Annotated in this window: 17 protein-coding genes and 1 pseudogene; 12 read left to right on the top strand and 6 right to left on the bottom strand. The window is 70.1% G+C overall.

Going from position 1 to position 22,679, the window contains the following annotated elements:
* The first annotated feature begins 103 nt into the window (after positions 1–103).
* Positions 104–931, top strand: a complete 828-nt coding sequence (locus tag ACZ60E_RS35915) for a S1 RNA-binding domain-containing protein (protein ID WP_469446035.1) — start codon at positions 104–106, stop codon at positions 929–931.
* 397 nt (positions 932–1,328) lie between these two features.
* Here the strand turns inward: ACZ60E_RS35915 and ACZ60E_RS35910 are convergent, their stop codons facing one another.
* Entirely contained in the window at positions 1,329–1,889 is a 561-nt protein-coding gene (locus tag ACZ60E_RS35910; protein ID WP_469446034.1) for a hypothetical protein, read from the bottom strand.
* A 287-nt stretch (positions 1,890–2,176) separates the two neighbouring features.
* Here ACZ60E_RS35910 and ACZ60E_RS35905 point away from each other — a divergent pair.
* Positions 2,177–2,850: pseudogene (locus ACZ60E_RS35905) on the top strand (IS701 family transposase); the annotation flags it as partial.
* A gap of 272 nt (positions 2,851–3,122) precedes the next feature.
* Complete coding sequence (locus ACZ60E_RS35900) at positions 3,123–3,434, top strand: hypothetical protein (protein ID WP_469446033.1); 312 nt, start codon at positions 3,123–3,125, stop codon at positions 3,432–3,434.
* Between the two features lie 111 nt (positions 3,435–3,545).
* Here ACZ60E_RS35900 and ACZ60E_RS35895 read toward each other — a convergent pair whose 3' ends face one another.
* The gene (locus tag ACZ60E_RS35895; RefSeq protein WP_469446031.1) at positions 3,546–3,944 is read right to left on the bottom strand and encodes a hypothetical protein; all 399 of its coding nucleotides are present in this window, start codon (positions 3,942–3,944) and stop codon (positions 3,546–3,548) included.
* A 401-nt stretch (positions 3,945–4,345) separates the two neighbouring features.
* On the opposite strand from ACZ60E_RS35895, the gene ACZ60E_RS35890 reads away from it, so the two are divergent.
* Positions 4,346–4,957 carry an SMI1/KNR4 family protein gene (locus tag ACZ60E_RS35890; protein ID WP_469446029.1) on the top strand — a complete coding sequence of 204 codons (612 nt, stop codon included), beginning with the start codon at positions 4,346–4,348 and terminating at the stop codon, positions 4,955–4,957.
* A gap of 1,127 nt (positions 4,958–6,084) precedes the next feature.
* On the opposite strand, the gene ACZ60E_RS35885 is transcribed toward ACZ60E_RS35890, so the two are convergent.
* Positions 6,085–7,173 carry an alcohol dehydrogenase catalytic domain-containing protein gene (locus tag ACZ60E_RS35885; RefSeq protein ID WP_469446027.1) on the bottom strand — a complete coding sequence of 363 codons (1,089 nt, stop codon included), beginning with the start codon at positions 7,171–7,173 and terminating at the stop codon, positions 6,085–6,087.
* A gap of 101 nt (positions 7,174–7,274) precedes the next feature.
* On the opposite strand from ACZ60E_RS35885, the gene ACZ60E_RS35880 reads away from it, so the two are divergent.
* The 4 genes from ACZ60E_RS35880 (at position 7,275) to ACZ60E_RS35865 (ending at position 11,919) form a co-directional block, all read left to right on the top strand.
* Positions 7,275–8,168, top strand: coding sequence for a LysR family transcriptional regulator (locus tag ACZ60E_RS35880; protein ID WP_469446026.1), 894 nt, complete (start codon positions 7,275–7,277; stop codon positions 8,166–8,168).
* Between the two features lie 559 nt (positions 8,169–8,727).
* The gene (locus ACZ60E_RS35875; protein ID WP_469446024.1) at positions 8,728–9,948 is read left to right on the top strand and encodes a metallophosphoesterase; all 1,221 of its coding nucleotides are present in this window, start codon (positions 8,728–8,730) and stop codon (positions 9,946–9,948) included.
* A gap of 164 nt (positions 9,949–10,112) precedes the next feature.
* Positions 10,113–10,919, top strand: a complete 807-nt coding sequence (locus ACZ60E_RS35870) for an alpha/beta hydrolase (RefSeq protein WP_453794766.1) — start codon at positions 10,113–10,115, stop codon at positions 10,917–10,919.
* A gap of 409 nt (positions 10,920–11,328) precedes the next feature.
* A complete protein-coding gene (locus ACZ60E_RS35865) occupies positions 11,329–11,919 on the top strand; it encodes a sigma-70 family RNA polymerase sigma factor (RefSeq protein ID WP_469446022.1) in 591 nt (196 codons plus the stop codon).
* Between the two features lie 57 nt (positions 11,920–11,976).
* Here ACZ60E_RS35865 and ACZ60E_RS35860 read toward each other — a convergent pair whose 3' ends face one another.
* Entirely contained in the window at positions 11,977–13,434 is a 1,458-nt protein-coding gene (locus ACZ60E_RS35860) for a tail protein X (protein ID WP_469446020.1), read from the bottom strand.
* Positions 13,435–13,747: 313 nt separating this feature from the next.
* On the opposite strand from ACZ60E_RS35860, the gene ACZ60E_RS35855 reads away from it, so the two are divergent.
* The 3 genes from ACZ60E_RS35855 to ACZ60E_RS35845 all read left to right on the top strand — a co-directional run bounded on the left by ACZ60E_RS35855 (position 13,748) and on the right by ACZ60E_RS35845 (position 20,837).
* Entirely contained in the window at positions 13,748–15,883 is a 2,136-nt protein-coding gene (locus ACZ60E_RS35855) for a hypothetical protein (protein WP_469446018.1), read from the top strand.
* 139 nt (positions 15,884–16,022) lie between these two features.
* Entirely contained in the window at positions 16,023–16,316 is a 294-nt protein-coding gene (locus ACZ60E_RS35850) for a WXG100 family type VII secretion target (protein ID WP_210891234.1), read from the top strand.
* Between the two features lie 126 nt (positions 16,317–16,442).
* Positions 16,443–20,837: an FtsK/SpoIIIE domain-containing protein gene (locus ACZ60E_RS35845; protein ID WP_469446016.1), complete on the top strand. Its 4,395-nt coding sequence runs from the start codon at positions 16,443–16,445 to the stop codon at positions 20,835–20,837.
* Positions 20,838–20,931: 94 nt separating this feature from the next.
* Here the strand turns inward: ACZ60E_RS35845 and ACZ60E_RS35840 are convergent, their stop codons facing one another.
* Positions 20,932–21,549, bottom strand: a complete 618-nt coding sequence (locus ACZ60E_RS35840) for a hypothetical protein (protein ID WP_469446014.1) — start codon at positions 21,547–21,549, stop codon at positions 20,932–20,934.
* Complete coding sequence (locus ACZ60E_RS35835; RefSeq protein WP_469446013.1) at positions 21,546–21,827, bottom strand: hypothetical protein; 282 nt, start codon at positions 21,825–21,827, stop codon at positions 21,546–21,548. Before ACZ60E_RS35835 ends, ACZ60E_RS35840 begins: the two co-directional genes overlap by 4 nt.
* A 118-nt stretch (positions 21,828–21,945) precedes the next feature.
* Here ACZ60E_RS35835 and ACZ60E_RS35830 point away from each other — a divergent pair, with 118 nt between their 5' ends.
* The gene (locus ACZ60E_RS35830) at positions 21,946–22,647 is read left to right on the top strand and encodes a hypothetical protein (RefSeq protein ID WP_384810815.1); all 702 of its coding nucleotides are present in this window, start codon (positions 21,946–21,948) and stop codon (positions 22,645–22,647) included.
* Positions 22,648–22,679: the final 32 nt, after the last annotated feature.

The following is a 22,679-nucleotide window of genomic DNA, read 5'->3' as shown; positions in this document are numbered from 1 at the left end:
GACCCTAGACAAGTCCCATCGTTGCAGGTCAGGAGCACTCTCCGCTTATTTGATCAAGCCTCGGACGTCCCACCTCGTGAAAGCGCGAGGCTAGGCTCCGCCCATGTCCGAGCCCGGTTCCGATCCTCGCCTGCAGTCTTTCCTCAACAAGCTCCGTCCCGGTCCGGTCCGCAGGGTAACCGTCACCGGCTTCGACAGGTCAGACGTCTTGGTCGTGCTCGGGGCATCGAGCGAGGGGAACAACGAGGCTGGCCGAATTTCCCGGGACGAGGCGTCGATGCGCCGTATCGACCATCCGTCTGAGGTCTTCGAGATCGGCCAGGAACTCGATGCTGAGGAGATCGGACGGTGGCGCGGAGAACTTCGCTTGTCCGCCCGCGCCTGCGAGAACCCCGAGCTCCGGACCTTCCTGCTCGCGCTCCAGCCAGGGAAGATCGTCTCCGGGACCGTGTCGGAGGTTCACAACTTCGGCGTCTTCGTCCATCTCGACGGCGAGCCCGACGGGCTATGCACTGGCTTCATCCGTGTGCCCGAACTGACCTGGTCGCGGATCAGCCACCCCTCGGAAGCGGTCGAGGCCGGCCAGAGGATCACCGCCGAGGTGCTCATCGCCGAAACACGTCAGGGACAGGTCGCGATCTCGATGAAGGCCCTGCAGAAAGACCCTCTGATCGAGTTCTCTGATCAATCGGGTCAGGTCCTCCACGGCACTGTCACGAAGATCGTCCCATTCGGCGTATTCGTGCGCGTCGCCCCGGACGTGGAAGGGCTCCTTCACCTGTCCGAGATGACGAGCCAGCCAGCAGTGACCCCTGACCAGCTCGTGCGCGAGGGCGATCAGATCACGGTCCGGGTTGCCGAGGTCGACGTTCAGCGTCATCGGGTGAGGCTGTGTGCGGCAGAGAGGCAGGTAAACGGCGACTCGCAGTGATCACGCTGTCAGCGTCTCGCGTGTCCAGAGCGCGAGGTCACTTGTTCAACGGCGTGAGGCCCTGCTGGTGATGCTCATGATGTTCGACGTCTCCTCCAGTGCCTCTTGGAGTCGTTCGTTGCGCAGAGCAAGGTGCTGGATCTGTGCAGCAGCGACGGTGAGCTGAGCGGTCAGCTCGCGGTTGTGTCGGCGGAGTTTCGCGTTGCGGGCGACGAGTCTGTCGTGTGCGGTCGGTCCGCTGCGAGGGGCGGTGGGGGTGGCTCGGTGATCAGCGATTTCTCGGGCGATGTCAGGGTAACGGCGGCGGAAGGTGGTGTTGGTCAGGTCTAGTACTCCAGTGGTAGATCGTGATCACGAGCCGCTGTGGCGGGTTCGTCAGTCACTACGGGGAGGGGGCTTACTGTCCGCCGAGTTGGAGCACAGCAACCACGTACAGGCTCCCGGCCACGGTCAGAAGCAGAAAAGAGAGAACCGTATGGGCGACGATCCCTTGCCCTGGAGCAAGGCCCAGATGCGCCCGGGCCGCACGGCTCACATGGGGCCCGGTGACGCCTCGCGCGGCGTTCGCGCCCGCCTTCTCGATCGCTCGGCGTAGTTTCCTGCGGCTTCTCTCGGTCGTGATACCAAGGCGCACACCGTTGGCGTCGCGCACCCACAGCGTCCGGTACGCGCTGCCGTACGAAAAGGTCGTCAGCAGTCGGACGGAGGTGATCTGGTTGAGATCGACGGACCGCTCGCCGGTCAAGGTGCGCGCAGTCAAGTGCGACGATGAGTGCCGGAACGGGGCTCGCTCCTCGCACAACGCGGGTAGGAGGACGAAGCCGACGATCACGGACAGCAGGCCAAGCACGATGGGTGCGCCGTTCGGGGCTACCCCCGCCCTGGCCAGCCCGTAGCCGCCGAGAGGCAGCAGAAGAACCGTCACCGCCAGGCCCGATCCGATGCGGGCACGTGCCACGCTGCAGGTTGAGGTTGCTTCCACTGACGCCCCCGTTTCTGTCGGCGGACATCAGCATGCAGGTACGGCGGACCTTCGCACATTGCCAGCGTCCGGCAATCTTCTGCTCGGGATCCGCCGGGGGCCGGGCGCAAGTATCACGACGACTCCGTGATCTCGTCGTTCGCCGCGGGAACAGGACGGCCACCGCGTGATCTTGGTGAGGTGTGTGGACTCTCCAAGATAGTGCGGTGGCCGCGCGCCACGGTGTAGACCCTGCCCGCTGGCAGGACGCGTTCGAGGCCTTGATGAGCCGGATATCGGGCCGGTTCGCGCGGGTTGAACCACGGCGCCAGGCGAAGGCCATGCTGTTCGGGCTGCTGTCAGACCTCCCGCGCAAGAACTGCTGTCGATCGCCGAGTGGGCTGGGCAGACGAGCCCGGACGGTATGCAGCACCTGCTCCGCCGGGCCAGGTGGGATGCCGACCGCGTGCGTGATGACGTGTGTGAGTACGTGCTGGAACATCTGCACGACGAGGGTGCGGTGCTGGTGGTCGACGAGACCGGGGACGTAAAGAAGGGCACACACACTGTGGGCGTCCAGCGTCAATACACCGGAACCGCCGGGAGGATCGAAAACGCGCAGGTAGCGGTCTACCTCGTGTACACCGGGCGCCGCGGGCACGCGGCGGTGGACCGCCAGCTGTATATCCCGCGCTCGTGGACGTGCGACCCGGATCGCTGCCGGGCCGCTGGGCTGGGCGAGAACACCGTCTTCACGACCAAGCCGGAACTCGCCGCCCGCATGATCAGCCGGTTCTTCGACGCCGGGCACCACGTGGGCTGGGCCACGAGGGACGAGGTCTACGGCGGCAACCCAACGCTGCGGTCCGCGCTGCAGGAGCGCGGCATCGGCTACGTGCTCGCCGTCGCCTGCTCTCACGAAGTCACCCCCGGTGCTGGGAAGTTCGACACCGCCGTCGACGAAGTGATCGTCCTGGCCACCCCGCACTTCATCGAAAAGCTCTTCCACCAGGACTGGGCCAGCCGGGCCAAGCACCAGGTGGGCGTTGGGGTGTTGAAGCTCTTCGCCTACCACGACGATGCCCTGTGACCCGCTGGGGCATGCGCACCATGTGATCTCCTCAGGCTGCCCTACGCCGCCTGAGGCCCCAGTTGTCGGGCGAGGCGGCAGCCAGGCGGGCCGGCCGACAACGTCTACGATGCTGGCCCTCTCACAGGAACGGGGAACGCGTGACCGAGTCGATTGCCGGATGGATCTGGGGCCGCAACCTGCGTGCCTTCCTTGAGTTGCTGTCCAACTACGCCGGATACGCCTTCGACGAGGCCGACTGGGAAACCATCGACGCCGCCGTCCAGGACACTGACGACGAAGCGCCCGACAGCTGGTACTCGTATCCCCTGGTCGGCACGAACGCGACCTTCGAGGTCGCACTCGCTCAAGCCGTCGGCGGCCAGGAGATGTCCATCAGCATCACAGGAACCACGACACCTGAGCTACGGCTCCGCGCCGACACACTCCTGTCCGCCTTCGCCAGCATCTGACCACCGGCATGTTCGACCGCAGCGCACCACGTTCCGCTGCCACTTGACGGCTGAGACGCCTGAGGTGTCTCGCGGGGCAGCCGTCCCCGCGCCGACGGGCGGTAGCCCGCATCAGTCTCCGGGTGTGCAGGCGCAGATCAGGGAGCCGAACAGGGCCGGGTCAAAGGCTGAGAGCAGCACCTGCAGCGCCCGTTCCGCGGCGAGCTGGAGGGCGTTCGGGAGCAGGCGCAGGCAGACCTCGTGCAGGTCAGTCAGCTCGCGTACCGCGGAGCCGTGTTGGAAGGTGCTGTCGGAGTAGGCCTGTGCCAGCCGTCGAAAGGCCGGGTCGCCGTTCTCCAGCATCTCCACGGGCAAGCCGTTGAAGAGATCCGTCACGCGCGTGCAGGCCCACAGGGCCAGCGCGGCCACCTGGGCCGGATTCCGGCCCAACCCTTCCAGCGAGTCCTGGCGGCAGTCGTCGCAGCCCTCGCGGGCCGCCCCGTACAGCCGGGCCACCGCAGTGCCGTCCACGGTCAGGGCACGGCCCTGGCCGTTCAGCCAGGCCGGGTCGTAGGGGGGGCCGGGCCTCCCAGCTCGCGGGCGATATCACGCTCATGGCGGTGGTCGACAAGGTTCACGGCTCGCTCGTTCCCGTCGGACGGAACACACGCGTACCGATCTGAGCATCCCCGCCCTGCGCGCCCCGCACCGGCGCCGACCGCAAACAGCCGAAAAGCGACGGCAATCATCCATCTCTGACCGACGAGTGAGCACAGGGCGACCGCTTCTGGTCGCAGTGAGAACCCGTCCTTGAACCCCGAGCGACCTTGAGGTGGCTTGATTGTCAGTAGCTCCTCGTACCCTCTGGCAGGTAGGACGACCTCTCCAACGCCACCCATGCGGCGGCCTGGCCCTTGAAGCCGGAGACATCCATGCTCCATCCAGACGACGTCACCTCCCCATGGGTCAGGATCCGCCGATGGTTGGAGAGCAATGCCGCTGCCAGCGCGCAAGCGCTCAACCCCCCGGCCGCCGACGCGGACATCCAGCATCTGAACGACTCAATCGGCTTCCGCATACCCCAGGTCCTCGAAACCTGGCTGCGCCTGAACAACGGAAGTTCCACGAAGGACTCCAGAATCCCCATTCCCGGAGGGTTCCAGCTTGTTCCTCACCTGGACTCCAAGATCTTTCCCGGCGGAGAGGTGTTCCTCGACTGTCAGAGCATCATCGACCGCCACCAGCAGTTTCTCCGTATTGCCGATGACATTGGAGACGACGACTGGTGGAAGCCATCGTGGATTCCTGTCCTGGCCGAGACGGATGCGCACCATGGACTGCTTCTGGACGTCGGCCGGGCCGACGAGAGCGCCCCGGTTCCGGTCCTGGCCTACCGCGAGACCGACTACGCCAAGCACTACGCCTCATCACTGGGACACGTCCTGAACGCTGTGGCCAACGCGCTGGAGGACCGCCGGGAAGGCTGCGTACTCACGCGAGGCCGGCACGCACGCGTGAAGGACGGTTGGGTGATCTGGGACTGACCGGCATTCGTTGCCGTTCAGACGAAGCCGCTCACGCAGCGACGCTCGATGTCGGCCGTGGCTTCGCGGCGTTGGGAAACACTGGCTGCCCGGTGAGCCGACGCGTCATGAGCATGACTGCGGTGAGGGTGAGCATCGCTTCGGAGTGCTCGGGCCGGGTCTCATAGTCCCGGGCATTCCGGCGGGCGTGAAGCCACCACGCCAGCGACCTCTCCGCCACCCACCGACGCGGCAGAATCACAAATCCCTGCGCGGTCTAGGACGTCCTTCAGCATCCCGAGCACGGGGACACCCGCGGGTGGTCCTACCTGCGGCGCAGGGCTTTATTGCTGCACCTGTTGGCGGAGTACGGCATGCGTCCGCCGATCCAGGCCGTGCCGTCGACTGACGATCCCGAACGCGCGGCCCTTTGGTACGAGGCTTTGCAGGAACGGGGTCCTGACCTCGATCTGTTCAGACAGCCAGCTCCTAGCGCTGAGTCGGCTTCGCCATTACACGCTCAGGGCCGACTACGCAATCGATGTCGCCGAATCAGACCAACGATGACCGTCGCACCTGACCGCTCCCATACGGGGTCCCCGCCACCACAGGCACCCCAAGGCCGTTCCGGCTATTTGCGCCATTTCGGATCCCAGGCCTCGCACGCCAACGCAACAGGTCGGACCAAGATCCGGGCCAGGTACGGGCCAACTCGGTTCAGCAACAGGCACTTTCTCCCGTAGCCACAGGTCAGAGGCTACGGCGAGCCTGTACCACCAGTAGACGAAAAACCTCCTGGTGTCGTACTCGCCGAAGAAGCTGGGCTTCTTCTAGACGCCGAAAAAGGGCGCCTGAACAGGTGTTTCACCTGCCGGGCGCCCTCACTGGAGCGCATCCCAAACAAGGGGCTCAGTGCGAGGTGACTCCCGATATCTCCCACTTCCACCCACCCCCTGACCAGCTGTTCCGGGGCATCTCCGGGCCAAAGTCCGGCTCATGTGTCACCTGCACTACGGTCCTGCTCCTCCCGCCTTCGCATCGACTCCTCGATCAAGCTGTTGGCATGGTTCCGCACCCAGTAGCCGGCAGTCGACGCTGAGACCTCTGCAAGTGATGCGGGTGCAGCCGCTGGGACTCGGTGGGGCGTGTCAGCCGGGCGATGGAGTGAGTGCGGTGCGGTCGAACGGGCCGCCGTGCGCGGCGGCGTACGCGATGGCGTCGTTGACGGCGTCGAGGCCGAACGAGCGGACCCGTTCGGGGGCGAGGTCCACAGCGCCCGAGGCGAGGAGCCGGATGATGCCGACATTGGCTGTGCGCGGGTACATCCACTGCCCGCGTACGGTGATCGAATTGCGCATGATCCATGGGTACGGCAGGGCGAGGTCGTCGCCACCGAGCATGCCGACGCCGCCCATGAGGACGACGCGGCCGTATTCGCGCACGGTCATGGCCGCCGCGCGCGACACCGAGCTGGGTGCGCTGGGTGGGAGCAGGTCGATCACCATGTCGATCGGCCCGTCGGCCGCCTCCAAGATTGCCGTGCGGTCGGTGGCCTCGTCCGCGGTCAGCGGGACGGGGCGCAGCCGCGGGCCGAACCGGTCGGCCAGGAGGTCGAGTGCGGCCCGGTTGCGGCCCGGGGCGATCACCCGGCCCGCGCCCATCGCGAGGGCGACCGCTACCGCGCTGCTGCCGAGGTTGCCGGTGGCGCCGCTGACCAGCAGTGTCTCGCCTGCTGCGAGTTGGCCTGCCAGCAGTCCGCCGTAGGAGATGGCGTGGACCGTGAGCGCGGCCCAGCGGGCCGGATCGTCTCTGGCCGCGAGGGGCAGCGGGAAGACGTTCTCGGTCGGGACTCGCATGAGTTCGGCGTACGCGCCGTCGTGCAGGTGGCGAGCGAGCTGTGCGCCGCCCTCGCCGCGCGAACTCCAGCCCTGGAGCGTGATGTCAGGTGTCAGGGCGTCGTCGCGTGAGCGCACCGTCGAGTCGCACCACACCAGGTCGCCGACGCGCAGCCGGGTGGCGTCCGGACCGATGTGGAGGATCCGGCCCACTCCGCCGACGCCTGGCACGACAGGGGGAACGAGGGGGTAGTTGCGTCGGCCGCTGAAGACGTCGGCCGCGTAGGGCGCCACGCCGGCGGCGAGGACCTCGACCACCACCTCGCCGTCTCCGGCCTTGGGGTCGGGCTGCTCCCGCACTGTGAGCGGGGCGCCGAACTGCGTCAGAACTGCTGCTCGCACGTGATGGCCTCCTGGTTCGTCCGTGCTCGTGGGATCGACGTTAGGAGCTGGACAGGCATGCGGGAAGCGATGATCAGGCATGTGTGGTATGCGTAGGCCGCATGAACATCTCCAGTGCGGGACTGCGGGTGCTGCGGCAGATCGCCGAGTCGGGCAGCTTCACCGCGGCGGCCACCCACCTCGGCTACACCCAGTCGGCCGTCTCACGCCAGGCCGCCGCCCTCGAACGCAGCGCCGGTGCCGTCCTGTTCGAGCGCCGCCCGGACGGGGTGCGGCTGACCGCGTCCGGCCTGACCCTGTTGCGGCACGCCCACACGGTCCTGGCCTCGCTCGCGGAGGCCGAGCGCGAGCTCGCAGGCGCCGACTCCCGGACCGAACGGGTGCGGCTGGGGGTGTTCCTGAGCGCGGGGGCGGCCATCCTGCCCGCCGCGCTCGCACGGTTGGCGGAGGCCGGCCCGCCCGTCACGGTCACCACCAGCGAGGGCACCACACCCCGTCTGGTCCGGGCGCTGCGTGCAGGGTCGCTCGACCTTGCCGTGCTGACGTCCCGCCCGCCGCACCGTCCCTTCGACGGTGATGCGCCGCCTCTGCACGTCGAGACCGTCACGGACACCGAGCTGGTGGTGGCGGTGCCGTCGACCGGAGAGTTCGCGGGACGCACCACGGTGCACGTCGACGAGTTGGTGGACGCCGGGTGGATCGCCGCCCCCGCGTCGAGGGTCGAATCACTGCTCGGTGTCTGGCCCGGCCTGCCCGGACGGCCACGGATCGTCCACTCCGTAGGCGACTGGCTGACCAAACTCCAGCTGGTCGCCGGCGGCTTCGGCGTAACGACGGTGCCGTCCCGGCTCTCCCCCCTGCTGCCGCCCGGGGTGAGTCTGCTGCGCGTGGACGGCGCACCGCCCGAGATCCGCCGGGTCCTCGTGGCACGCCTGCCCGGCCGCCCCACCCCGGCGATCACGGCCGTCACCCGAGCCATCACGTCGACCGCCTGAACCTCCACAGCCGCGCACGAGCGCGTGCATCCCTCAGCTCCTCGCGAGCAGGCACCACAGTCGTCACCGGCCCGCTCTTCGCGGTAATGGCGACGGCGCCGGTGACACCACCGGTCTTCACCGAAGCCGGGGAGAACACAGCGGTGCTGATCGATACCGGCCCGGGGCCAGGTGTGGACCCCGCACGGCATCTTCGTTTGACCCACGCGCGAGGCGACCTGCTCGCCGGACTGCTCTCCGGAGGTCATGGGGCCAAATCCTGCCCCGTGAGCCGGACGGTGCGCGTGCCTGCCTGGCGGATCGTCGCGGGTGAGGTTGCGCTGGCACCGCTGTTCGGTTGAGGTCTGACAGGGTGACCGGTCCTACGGCGGTAAGGCGCCCTTCGGAGCGCACCGTCGCGTGGCCGAGTTCCCTCTCGTTCCTGGTGGCCCCGGGTACGAGGTCGATCTTGTCCTCCTGGTCCGCTTGGTCCTTTCAGGTCCCTTCGAACCGTGTCCGGGTCGGTCGGGGGTGACCGGATACAGTGCGCGGGACGGCCGCCCGGCCAAGGAGGGGAAGCGTGACCGACACCAGTAACACCCGGCCCACCGACAGTGAGGCGCAGGCCGAGCGGCCGAGCCTGCTGCACCGCCTGATGCGTTATCTCCCCCTGATCGCCCCCGTCCTGCTGTGGGCCGTGCCGTGCTGGGTGCTCCTGTACGCCGGACAGGGGTGGCCGTTGCCCGTCACGCTCGCCGGCACCGCCCTGTTCGTCCTCGGCCTCGTCGTCATGCCGCTCGCGATGGCGCGCGGTCACGGCCGACGCCAGCAGGACCGGGCTGCGATCGTCGGTGACACCCTGCTGGGCGCCAGCTGGATCCTGTTCACCTGGTCCGTGCTGCTCGGCGTCCTCCTGCGGCTCGCCCTGACCGTGGCCGGTGTCGGCGAGAGCCAGGACCGGGCCCGGATCGTCACCTGGGCCGTCCTCGGCGTGACGGTCGTACTGCTCAGCTGGGGATACGCCGAGGCCCGCCGGGTCCCGCGGGTACGCAGTCTCGACGTGCAGCTCCCCCGCCTGGGAGCCGGGCTGGACGGCCTTCGCGTCGCCCTCATCACCGACACGCACTACGGCCCCCTCGACCGCGCCCGCTGGTCGGAGCGGGTGTGCGAGACGGTCAACACCCTGGAGGCCGACCTCGTCTGCCACACCGACGACATCGCGGACGGCACGGCCGAACGCCGTCGTGCCCAGGCCGCCCCGCTCGCCACCGTGCAGGCGACCCGGGCCCGGGTGTACGTCACCGGCAACCACGAGTACTACAGCGAGGCCCAGGGCTGGGTCGATCTGATGGACGAACTGGGCTGGGAGCCGTTGCGCAACCGCCACGTGCTGCTCGAGCGGGGAGGCGACACCCTCGTGGTCGCCGGCGTGGACGACGTCACCGCCGAGTCCTCCGGCCTGGCCGGACACGGCGCCCACCTCGACGGGGCGCTCAACGGCGCCGACCCCGAGCTGCCCGTCCTGCTCCTGGCCCATCAGCCCAAGTTCATCGACCGGGCCGCGGCAGGAGGCGTCGACCTCCAGCTCTCCGGCCACACCCACGGCGGCCAGATCTGGCCCTTCCACCACCTCGTCCGCCTCGATCAGCCCGCCCTCGCCGGGCTCAGCCACCACGGCCCCCGCACCCTCCTCTACACCAGCCGCGGCACCGGCTTCTGGGGCCCGCCGTTCCGCGTCTTCGCCCCCAGCGAGATCACCCTGCTCGTACTCCGCTCCCCGCAGCAGCCCACCTCGACGTAACGAAGTAGCGACGTAACGGCAATGGACCAGCCCGACCGGCGGAGCTCGGGAGTCGTGCGTGTCGCGTGCCATGGAGTCATCTGACGGATTCAGCGGTGCGGGCGGCGGTCAAGACTGAGCTGGTAGCACCGCAAGTCTTCGTCCCCACTCCTCAGGAGCAGACCGTGTCGGCCTCGTTCGTACCTGTCGTCTTCATCCATGGGCTCTGGCTGCACGCATCGTCGTGGCAGCCATGGCAGGACCTGTTCTCCGAGCACGACTTCGATCCTGTCGCGCCGGGCTGGCCCGGCGAGGCCGCCACCGTGGCCGAGGCGAGAACCCGGCCCGAGGCCGTGGCCGGCTTCGGGATCGACGACGTCACCGCCCACTACGCCGAGGTCGTACGCGGCCTGGACCAGCAACCGCTGCTGATCGGCCACTCCTTCGGCGGACTGATCGCGCAGAAGTTGCTCGGCCAGGGGCTCGGCCGGGCCGCGGTCGCCATTGATCCGGCCCAGATCAAGGGGGTCAAAGCCCTTCCCTTCGCGCAGTTGAAGGCCGGGTTCCCGGTGCTGGGGAACCCCGCGAACCGGAGCAGAGCGGTATCGCTGACGGCCGAGCAGTTCAGGTACGGCTTCGGAAACGCGGTGCCGCAGGCCGAATCGGACGAGCTGTTCGACCGCTACACGATCCCGTCGCCCGGGCGACCGCTCTTCGAAGCGGCCTTCGCCAACTTCTCTCGGAACTCCGCCGCGAAGGTGGCGACGGACCGCTCCGATCGCGGGCCGCTGCTGTTCATCTCGGGGCAGGCCGACCACACCGTCCCGGACGTGGTGACCCGCTCCGCCCACCGGCTGTACCGCGGCTCGTCCGCCGTCACCGAGCTCAAGCAGTTCCCGGACCGTGGTCACTCCCTGGCCATCGACCAGGGCTGGCGCGACGTCGCCGACTACGTCCTCGACTGGTCGAAGCGGCACGCCGTCCAGGCCTGAATGCCATAACCGGATGTAACGAGCCATGACAAACCGACTGCCCAGCACGTCAGGGGCAGTCGGTTTGTCGTGTGTCCCCCACAGGCAGGCAGAAAGGCCGTAAGAAAGGGGGACGTGCATGAACGTTGTCGCGCACTGTGTCGTGTACCGGGCAGACAGTGCCGGGTCGCCAGGTCCGGCACACGGCTCCGGTACCGGCAGGACTGCGGCCCGGCGCAGCCGGTGAACACCGGACAGCGGGGCATCCACCTTCTCGGCACTGGTTGGTCACCGGTGTCTTCCTAGGCTCCTGCTGCCGCACACCGACGGGGTGATCCCACAGGTGAGGCGGTACGCACCGGCCTCTTTGCCCTGATCCGTCGACCGCACACGGACCGCACGGGCAAACCTCCCCCTCAGGATGCGCCCCATGACGCCCTCTGCCCCGTCCCCTGCCTTGTCCCCGGCCTCGTCCCCCGCCCCGTCCTCTCCCCGGCTCGACGAGGTGCAACAGCACAACGTGCAGGCGTTGTTGGCCGAGCACCGGCCGGCGGTACTCGCCTACGCGGAGAAGCTCCTCGGCGACCGGCACGCCGCCGAGGACGTCGTCCAGGAAGTCCTCATCAGGGCATGGCACCACATCGACCGGCTCATGTACCGCTCCGGTTCCGTGCGCGGCTGGCTCATCACCGTGACGCGCAACCTCATCATCGACCGGCTGCGCAGCGCGGCCTCGCGCCACGAACTGGTCGGCGCCGAGGACACGGACATCGCGCAGCGCGATCACGCCGATGCCGTGGTGGCCTCGATCGAGACCACCGCCCTGATGCGCCGACTGCCCCTGGAACACCGGGAGGTGTTGTTCCACACCTACCTCTGCGGGCGTACGGTCCGGGAGACCGCCCAGCTGATGGGGGTTCCGGCGGGCACCGTGAAGTCCCGTCAGCACTACGCCCTCACCCGGCTCAGGCAGCGTTTCCACGCCGACAGCCCCGCCGTGGACCCGCGTACACCCGCGTAGGCCCGCGTACACCCGCGCGTAGGCCCGCGTAGGCCCTCCCGAGGCGCGAGGCGCGAGTCACGCGGGTGCGGTGACCTTCACCCCGAGGAGCGGGAGTTCCACCGATCCCCCGGCCTCGGCGTGCCAGCGCCATCGGGCGTCGGGCAGGTCTCCGCACACCAGGCCCGTCCACCCGGCGCCTCCCGGACCGCACAGTTCGAGGAGTTCCGCGATCTCGTGCCGGGTGGGGGTGCTCGCGACGACCACGACTCCGCGTACGGGGCGCCGTACCGCACCCGCGCGGACCGTCCCCGTGCCCCGCACGTCGCGGGAGGAGCGGTGTCCGTCCGACTCGGTCGGCTCGCGCAGCCCGGCGGGCAGGGTGAATCCCGCGCCCCCTTCCGCTCCTTGCCGCAAGGTCACCGGGATCTCCGGACGGCTGCGGGCGAGTTCGGCCAGGAGACCGCTCACGACAGCCCGGCCGACCCCGGCGTCTCCGGTGACGCTCAGGACACCGTCCAGCCGGCTGAGGTCCACCAGCAGAGGAGCACCCTCCTCGTCGATGCCGACTCTCACCAGGCAGGCCGAACCGTCGGTGGAATCCGTACGGGCCGTGGTCGTCGCGTCGGCGCCGCGGCCGAGCCAGTCGGCCGCCTGGCGGCGCCAGCGGGCCGGGTCGAGCTGTTGCCAGGACGCGGGGACCGCGGCTGATGCCTCGACCCACACCGTCGCCCCGGCGGTATCCACCCGCAGCGCGTGCACGGCTGTCTCCGGGCGGCCTTCCGAACCGGCGAACTCCCGCAGTACGGCGTAGGCCCGCCGGACCGGTTCGGCGTCGCCGGAGAACCTGGCGGAGAGGGCCACGCGGTGACGCAGGCGACGGCGACGGCGAGCGGGTTCGCCCAGCCTGCGCAGCTGGCGGAGGAACGCCCGCCAGGTGCTCCGTACCCGCTTCCTGGCGAGGATGGCCGCGGTGACCAGGGCCAGCAACACCGCTCCGGCGACGGCCAGCAGAGCCGGCAGCGGCACGACGACGGTGGCGGCGGAGTCGGGCTGTGCTCCCGTGTCGCCGGGGGCCGCCTCCTGCGGTGGGGTGGCGGGTGCGACTGTCTCCGCACCGGCCCCGGTCTCCTGTGCCACCTGCACGTCCGGTCCGGTGGCGTCCTCGGGAAGCCTGAGGATCCAGCCGGAGCGGAGCGCGTCGCCCTGTGCGGCGAGCACTCCTCCGTCGGGCTGGGAAAGACCGCGGTTGAGGTCGAAGATCTCCGCGGCCCTGGCGGAACTGCCGAGAGTGCGGGCGGCGATCGACTCCAAGGTGTCGCCACCGGCGGTCCGCACGACGAACACCTTGACGGTGTCGCCGTCCGCGGCGGTCGCCCGGCCCGTCGTCACACCTGAGGCCAAGGCCGTGACGAGGGCGAGGGCGAGAACGATCAGCAGTGCCGCCGCGCCACGGGTGAACAGTCCCCGCCGCACACCCCGTGGCCGGCCGGATCCGTTCCTGTCCGCTGAGCCCATCATGATCGATCCATCCATGTCTCCCGGTGTACGTGTCCGCGCTGTGCGCGGCTGTGCTGTGCGTGTCTGCGCTCTGCGTGTCTGTGCTGTGCGCGGCCGTCGTGCGGGATGACGGCGGCTGGGCGCGGGCGCATGTCACGGGGTACACGGGACCGCCGCGGGAAAGGTTCGCTTTCGGCTCCCTCCCTCCCACGCCGCTCCCGCCGCGGCGAGGGAGGGACCGACCGCGGGCGGCCGGCCGGCCGGCCGCGAAGGACCGGTGTACGGGTGAACCACTCGGGCGGCTGTCTCGTGTACCTGCCGACCAGCAGCCGAATCCCCGGGAGATACCGTGGCACGACAGCACGTTTCCGGCTTCGAGGTCCTCGGCATGTCCGAGGACCCGACGCCCGGGGATCCCGACGAGATAGGCCGCCTGGAAGGCCGTTATCGCGACATCGGCGAGAAGGCCGAGGTCGCGGCCCGGCATCTGAGCGAGGGCGGCGCGGTGGAGAAGGGCACCGGCGACGCCATGACCGCGCTGCAGAACAAACTCCAGGACCTGCCCGGCAAGATGCGCAGGACCCAGAAGTCCTTCCTCACGGCGGCCGAGGCGTACAAGGCCTACGCCGCCGCGTTGACGGAGAGCCAGGCGATGGTCGACCGGGCGATGAACGAGGCGCAGTCGGTCGCCGGCACCGCGAACCGCGTGCTCCCGGAACTGCCCACGGACCCCACCCCGGAGCAACGGACGGCCGCGACACAGCAGCGGGACCGGGTGTCCGCCGCCCAGGACGAGCTCAACTCGGCGAAACGACTCGCCGAGGACGCCCGTAGTCTGCGCCAGGCGGCTTCGTCCAGGGCTCAGGACACCCTGGACGAAGCCGCCGGCGAGGCCATCCCGGAGCGGGACTTCTTCAAGAAGGTCGCCGACTTCTTCCAGGACTTCCCGTTCGTCCAGATCCTGCTGTCCATCATCATCGCGGTGACGTCGATCTTCTTTCCCGTGGTCGGATTCCTTCTGGGGCTCGCGACGTTCATCTTCAATCAGATCGTCGCGGGGCAGACCGGCGCTCTCAAACTCGGCGACCTCCTCATCGGGCTCGTCGCCCTGATACCGGGCGCCGCCGCGTTCAAGGTGGGGGGCGCCGCGCTGACCCGGGTGGCACCGGCGCTGAGCAAGCAGCTCGGCGGTCTCGTCACCAGGACCAGCGGCTCGTTCACGCGGCTCAAGGATGCCTTCGCCGCGACGCGTGTCGGCGGGGCCCTGCTGGGCAGCACCACGGCGCGGATCGGAGGGGAGATCGTCGGCAAGTTCGCGGCGGGTGCCGTCACCGAGCTCCTGGTCAAGGCTGCCAACCGCGACAAGATCACCGCGGGCAACATCCTGGCCGGTGCCGCGGCGGGTGCGGTCGCCGGCGGCCTCATCCGGGGAGGCGGCGCGATACGGAACCGGGGGGACAAGCCGACTCCTCGCGCGACGGCGCCGGACGCTCCCCCGGCCGCTCCCCGGGCTGCTCCTCCCGCCGCGAACGCTCCCCCCGCGGCGGTCCCGCCCGTGACGCCCGTGGCTCCGCCAACGACACCGCGAACGACTCCCCGTCCCCTGGACGAGGTACCTGCCGCCCCGGCGGGGACGGCTCCCGCGCTCTCGCTCGGAGAGCGTTTCAAGGCCGGGCTCAAGGACCAGGCTGCGGAACTCGCCCCGGCCGGTGCGGAATCGGGCGCCAAGGTGATCGTGGCGGTCGGTGAGGGGACGCCGCTGAACGAGGCCGTGGCGGGCGAAGCGGCCAACTTCATTCCCAAGTCGCCCGGCCCGGCGGCCCACAGGGGGCTGGAAGCACGAGCGGACCAGTTCCTGGGCGGGAGGACTCCGTCCGAGCCCGGGCCGTCCGCACCGTCGTCACCACCCTCGCCGCCCTCTCCGACCTCACCGCTCCCGCCGTCCTCACCGACCCCGACGCCCCAGCCGTCCCCGCCGTCGAGTCCACGGCCTTCGGTGGGCGACGGTGGTCTCCCGGCCGACCGGCCCGCCACGCCGGTCCCGATCCCGACACATCAGGACTCCCCCGTGCCGGCGGACGGCCCGCAGACGCCGACGCCCCCTGGGAGCCCACGTCCTTCGCCCGAGAACGGGCCGCCGCCTCCCTCCCCGACCTCGGCCGATCCCACGGGTTCCACCGATTCCGCCGACGGGTTCGGCGGCGCTCCTTCGTCGCCGACGACGGACGGGTTCGTCACAGCGCCCTCGTCGCCGACGGCGGACGGATTCACCACGGCCCCCTCCTCACCGACGACGGACAGGTTCACCAGCCCTCCCTCCTCACCGACCAGCGACGCGTTCACCACCGCGCCCTCCTCGCCCGTCACGGACCGACCGGACTCGTCCGACTCTCCGGCCTCGCCGACGTCACCGACGTCACCGACCGGGCCCACCGCGCCGGCGGATCCGGCCGACGTCCCCCGTCCTCCCTCCCCCGGCGCCTAGAGCCACCGGACACCGGCCGTGGAACACCGGACGCGGCACGCAGGACACAGGGCGCAGCACTCTGCACGCAGCGCGCAGCGCCAAAAGTTTCCGCCCACTCCCTGGGCGGGTTTCCCACCCCTACGCAAGGAGCACAACCATGCCCAACTTCGCCGTCAACTCGGACGAGACCGCTGCCGCCTCGGCCTCCCTCCTCAACGACTTCTCGTCGCTGCAGGACAAGCTGACCGAGGTGCGCGGCAAGATCACCCAGCTGCTGTCCCAGGGCTACAGCACGCCCGCCGCGCAGCAGAAGTTCCAGCCCTTCTTCGACGAGTTCGCCAAGGGCTTCGAGCAGGTGAACCAGGGACTTCAGGGGATCAGCCAGTACGTCAAGGCCGTCGGCGACGCCTTCTCGCAGACCGACGAGCAACTCGGCTCCAACCTGGGCTGACGTCCCGCGTGACCCCGTAATCCCGTCATCCCGTAACTCCCTTGCTCTGCAACCCGGTTCGCGCCTCCGTCAGCCCGTCGGCCCGTCATCCCGTCGTCACCCCCATGTGGAAGGACATCGATCACCGTGCGATTGAACGTCAGCGTCCGTGACCCCCAGGACGAGGGGGTGTCCATCCCTGTCGTCGTCGACACCGAACCCTCCGCCCGGACGGGCCGGCTCGCGGCGGAACTCGCTCGTGCGGTCGGGCAGGACGGTGCCGGCGGAGGGTTCGGTATCGACCCCGCCCTGTACATGGGGGCCGAATCCGTCGATCCGGACCTGACCCTGCAGGCCGCGGGGATACGCGACGGCATGGACCTCGGGCTCGGCGCGCCCCCTCCCTGGGCGCCCGAGCCCGAGGGCATGACGGAACTGCGGCTGGTCTCGGGGCCGGGGGCCGGCACCGTCTTCCGTCTGACGCCGGGCGAGTACGACCTGGGCAGTGCGCCGAACTGCCGTGTCCGGCTGGCTTCCTCGGTGCCCGCGTTCGCCGCGCGGGTCCAGGTCAGGGTGGACGGCACCGCGTTCGTCTCCCCGGGTGAGGCCGCGCAGCTGGACGGCCGGCCGCTGAGCGACCGGGCGGCCTGGCGGGCGGGCAGCCAACTGGCCGTCGGGGACGTCCTGCTGGAACTGAGTTCGAGGACATCGGCCAAGGCGCCACTGACGCCGTCCGACGACGGGCTGGGGCTGGAGTTCAACCGCCCGCCCCGCTTCCTGCCCACGCTCGGCACTCCCCGTTTCCGCCTGCCCTCACCACCCGTCAAACCCGACAAACGCCCGATTCCCCTGCTGCCGATCCTGCTGCTGCCGGCGGGAAGCGCCGTCATCGCCATCTTCGTCACGGGGCGCTGGACCTTCGTCTTCCTGGCGCTGCTGTCACCGATCGCCGCCCTGGTCACCCAGTTCGGCGGTCGCAAGCAGGCGATGCTCAAGTACCAGGAGCAGTTCGCGGAGCACCAGCGCACGATGGAGCGACTGCGGTCGGACATCGAGGACGCCGTACGGGAGGAACAGCGCGGCCTCAGGGCGGCGCACCCGGATCCGGCCGCACTGCTCCAGATGGCCTCCCAGCCCTCGGAACGGCTCTGGGAACGGCGTTGGCAGGACGCGGACTTCCTCACCCTGCGGGTGGGCACCGCCGACATTCCGTCCTCCGTGAGCGTGGAGGACCCGACGAAGGACGAACACCGCCGCACGACGGTGCCCGGCCTCAACCAGGTCCCGGTCACCGTGCCCCTGAGACGGGCCGGAGTGGCGGGCATCGCCGGTCCGGGCTCCAGCGGGCTCGCCGGCTGGCTGGCGGCACAGGCCGCGAGTCTGCACAGTCCGGCGGATCTGCGGATCGTCGTGCTGGCCGGCCCCGACGCCGAGCGCGACTGGGCCTGGACACGCTGGCTGCCGCACTGCCGGCCGCAGTCCGAGGACACGTACGCGCTGGTGGGATCCACCGCCGACTCGCTGGCCCGGCGCATCGGCGAACTCGGCCAGCTCGTCGCGTCCCGTCTCGCCGCCGGGCCCGAGCTGCGGCGGGGCGGGGTGGCCGGACAGCCCGACGTCCTGGTGATCCTGGATCAGGCCCGCCGGGCCCGCTCCCTGCCGGGTGTCGTCGCTCTGCTGCGCGACGGCCCGTCGGTGGGGGTGCACACGATCTGCATGGACCGCGAGGAGCGTCTGCTGCCCGAGGAGTGCGGAGCCGTCGTGGTGCTGCCCACCGGGACCGACGGTGGTTCCCGGGTGCGCACCGGCGGGGGCGCGGCACTGGAGGACGTACGGACCGACGTTCCCGATCCCGGCTGGTACGACCGGCTGGGGCGGGTCCTGGCGCCGTTGCGGGGTGTGGGCGACTCGGACGAGAGCGTGCTCCCGGGCGCCGTCCGGCTGCTCGATCTGCTGGGCCTCGAACCGCCGACGGCGGAGGCCGTGGTGGCCGGCTGGGCGCTGTCGGGACGCAGCACCCGCGCGGTCATGGGCACCGGCTACGACGGCGACTTCGCCGTGGACCTGGTGCGGGACGGCCCGCACGGTCTGGTGGCGGGCACCACCGGTTCGGGCAAGTCGGAGCTGCTGCAGACCCTCATAGCCACGCTCGCCGTCGTCAACCGGCCCGACGAGATGACGTTCGTCCTCGTGGACTACAAGGGCGGCAGCGCGTTCGCCGAGTGCGCGGAACTGCCGCACACCGTCGGCATGGTGACCGACCTGGACACGCACCTGGTCGAACGTGCGCTGGTCTCGCTGGGGGCGGAGCTGCGCCGCCGGGAGGCGATCCTGTCGGAAGCGGCGGCGAAGGACATCGAGGACTACCTCGACAAGCGGACCAGGGGCGGCGACGTGCTGCCGCCCCTGCCGCGACTGCTGCTCGTCATCGACGAGTTCGCCTCCATGGCGCGCGAACTCCCCGACTTCATCTCGGGGCTGGTCAACATCGCGCAGCGGGGACGGTCCCTGGGCATCCATCTGATCCTGGCCACGCAGCGGCCCAGCGGTGCCGTCACCGCCGACATCCGGGCCAACACCAACCTGCGGATCGCACTGCGCACCACGGACACCGGCGAGAGCCGGGACATCATCGACGCCCCCGAGGCGGGCGAGATCTCCTCCGCGACACCCGGCCGTGCCTATGCCCGGCTGGGCCCTTCGGCGCTGCTGCCGTTCCAGGCGGCCCGGGTGGGCGGCCGAAGTCCCGCGGCGGCGGCCGTGGTGGACACCGAGGTACCGGTGCGGGCCCGCACGCTGAGCTGGCAGGAGCTGGGCGGGCCGGTGGCCCGCAGGTCAGGATCCTCCGCCGGGAACGTCTCCGCCGTCACGGATCTCTCCACGCTGACCTCGGCCATCGCCGCGGCGGCCCGGCTCGCGGAGGTGGCACGACAGCCGAGCCCCTGGCTGCCCGCGCTGCCGGACGTCCTCGCCTGGACACCCGCGCAGTCCCCCAAGCCGGTCGCCGACCGCGAGGCGTCGCTGCCCGCCGTCGCCTACGGTCTGGTGGACCTGCCGGCCGAACAGAACCGCAGTCCGCTGGTGTTCGACCTCGACCGGGCGGGCCATCTGCACATCGTCGGCTCCGCCCGCAGTGGCCGCTCACAGGCGCTGCGTACGCTGTCGGCGGCGCTGGCCCAGGCGCACGGGGTGGAGGACGTCCATCTGTACGGCATCGACTGCGGCAACGGCGCGCTGAACGCGTTGACCGCGCTGCCGCACTGCGGCGCCGTCGTGGACCGCAAGCAGACCGAACGTCTCAACCGCCTGCTCGACCGGCTCGTCGCCGAACTCAGCTCGCGGCAGACGCTGTTGGGTGCGCGCGGGACCGCCGACCTCGCCGAGTTGCGGAGCATGGCGCCCGCGGAGGAGCGGCTGCCGCACATCGTGGTGCTGGTGGACCGGTTCGAGGTCTTCGAGCGCGAGTTCGCCACGTTCGACAACGGCAGTTTCCTGGAGCGCATGCTCAAGCTCCTCAGGGACGGGGCGGGCGCGGGCATCCACGTGGTGCCGGCCGGCGACCGGGTGCTGGGCAGCGGCCGTTTCGCCGGGACGACCGAGGACAAGCTCGTCCTGCGGCTCAACGACCGCTCGGACTACGGCACGGTGGGCATTCCGTCCCGGTCGGCCCCCACGGATCCGGCGCCGGGCAGGGCGCTGCGGGCCCAGGATCTGAGCGAGGTGCAGATCGCCGTGCTGTCGACGGACCTGGCCGGCACCGCGCAGGCCCAGGTGCTCACGGAACTGGGAACCTCCCTGACGCTGCGGGAGGCGGAGGTTCCCGACGCCCGCCGTCCGGCACGGCTGGACGTCCTGCCCGACCGCATCTCGTACGCCGACGCCACGGCGCTGCACACCGCGGGAGGTCCGCTGCGTCCGCTGGTCGCGGTCGGCGGGGACACGCTGGTCTCCCTGGGTCCCGATCTGGCGGACGTGCCCACGTTCGCCGTCGCCGGTCCGCCTCGCACCGGCCGCAGCACCGCTCTGCTGAGCGTGGCGTGTTCCGTCCTGGCGGCCGGCGGCGGTGTCATCGTGCTCGCTCCGCGCCGGTCGCCGTTGCGGGAACTGGCGGGGCGGCCGGGTGTCGTCGCCGTTCTGACCGAGGCGGACGTGTCGACCGCCGTGTTCCGCGAGACGCTCGGAAGCGTCCCCCAGGAGACCGCGGTGATCCTGGTGGACGACGCCGAACTCTTCATGGGCGCGGAGATCGACCCCGATCTGGCGTTGCTGGCGCGCGGCGGAGCGGGGGCCGGCTGGGGGCTGGTCGTGGCGGGCAACGCCGAGTCGCTGTCCCTGAGTCTCGCGGGCTGGGTGGGTCAGGTGAAGCGGAACAGGTCCGGCATGCTGCTCTCTCCGCAGAGTCTGAGCGACGGCGATGTCGTGGGCGTCCGGCTCACCCGCGGGCTCATCGGCGGTGCTCCGCAGGCGGGACGCGGGCTGCTCCACCTCGGGGACGGCACTCTGGCCGCCGTACAGGTTCCGGCCACGAGCCCCGAGGACTGACGCGGGCGGACAGCGGCGTGACGAGGAGGCGGTGGAGGCCGGTCGGCCTCCACCCCCCTCCTCACAGGTCCTGCTCGCGCGTCCCGGCCTCGCCTCACACGGCCGCCGGCTCCTCCGCGGCGCGCACATAGCGGAACGTGTGGGTGATGGCGTCGAAGAGGTCGTACACGTCCGTCCTGAGGGGCAGGTTGGGGCTGCTGCAGGACACCAGGAGGTAGTTCCTCGGCGCGGTGGGAACGGGGATCACCGTGTGCATGGTGAGGACCTTCATTCTGACGTCGGCGGTCAGTGACACCTCCTCCACGGCTGTCACCCGTGCCGCCGTCCCCACCTCGGGGATCTCGACCGAGGTGACCACTCGGTTCGACAGCGCCTTTCCCTTGGCGGCCTGTCCGCCCAGCTGGGCGGACAGCGTGGCCAGGTTCAGCTCCCGGCCCTCGGGGGCGCTCACGGCGAAGACCATGACGTTGGCCATGAACACGCCCTCGTCGAAGAGGGTGACCGTGCCGGCTCCGTAGAGCGCGCCGTGTCTGCGTGCGGCGCGCACCAGTTCGCGGCCCTGGCGGAACATGTCGTTGACGGCCGCCTTCTGCCGGGGGTCGTCCGTGCGGGCCATCGCGGCGGCGCGCAGCTCTGCCAGCGACTCCCCGCTGAGGTCCGCGTCCGGCCAGGACCCGGGCACCTGGAGGACGAAGCGGTCGGGGGCGTTCATCGGGGCGCTCCAAGGTTGGCGGCGGCGTCGTTGTCCGTCCGGGTGAACTGGTCGTTGATGTTCTCGGCGGCGTCCCTGATGCCCTTCGCCTCCCGGCGGACCTGGGTACGGCCGTCGCCCCACCGGTCCTCGAAGTTGCGCGCCGCGTCGACGAGCGGGTAGCCCAGCGCGCGCTCGAAGCCGATGCCGGCGTTGCCGATGTCGATGTTGTCCATGACGATCCCGAGGGACCGACGGACCTCGTCGAGTTCCGTGCCGGGGATGAAAATGTCAGCCATCACAGTCCTGCCGCTGATCGGGTCGCATGCTCTGCCTCGCCGGGAACACGATGCGGAGACCCGGAACGTTCGGCGCGGATGTGGTGAACCTTTCGGCCGTCCGTCTCGTGATGGCGATGTGATTCTCAACAGCACCTCGACACACGGTCCGTTCACCCGGGCCGCACTCACCGCTCTCGTCCTGTGCGGACTGTCGCTGGCCACCGGCTGCGGCAAGACCGTCTCGGTGGGCAGTTCCTCGGACACTCCCGCAGCCGCCCCGTCCCGTCAGGAGTCGTCGGCACCGCCGGCCGGTCAGCAGTCCTCGAATCCCCCGGCCGGTCAGCAGTCCGCCGTTCCCCCGGCCGCCGGCAACACCGGTCTGCAGGTCGTGGACAGCACCGCCGCGGACAACGGTCTCAAGGGGACCGGCGGCACGGTCACCGGCAAGGTGGTCCAGGAGGCGCCCCCGAAGTGGGTGCAGCTGGCCGCGGTGCGGTCGCCCGCGCTCGGCACGCATCTGATCAACATCAACCAGGCGACCCTGTACCGGTTCGACAAGGACACCGCCGAACCGTCCAAGTCGACGTGCGCGGGCGAGTGCGCCACCACCTGGCCGCCCGTGACGATCGAGGAGGGCGGCAGCGTCTACCTGGCCGGGGTGGAGGAGAAGCAGGTGGGCGCGATCCGCCGGGACGACGGATCGGTGCAGCTGACGGTCGGCGGCTGGCCCGTCTACCGCTTCTCGGGTGACAGCAAGGCGGGGGACGCGAACGGTCAAGGTGTCGGAGGGACCTGGTTCGCGGTCGGTCCGACGGGGCAGAAATCCGTGTCGCCGTAAACGGAGATTCTGCGGAATTCGTTTTCTGCGCT

The sequence above is a fragment of the Streptomyces sp. NPDC102514 genome, from assembly GCF_055584525.1.
This window is presented reverse-complemented; position numbering and strand designations above follow the sequence as displayed.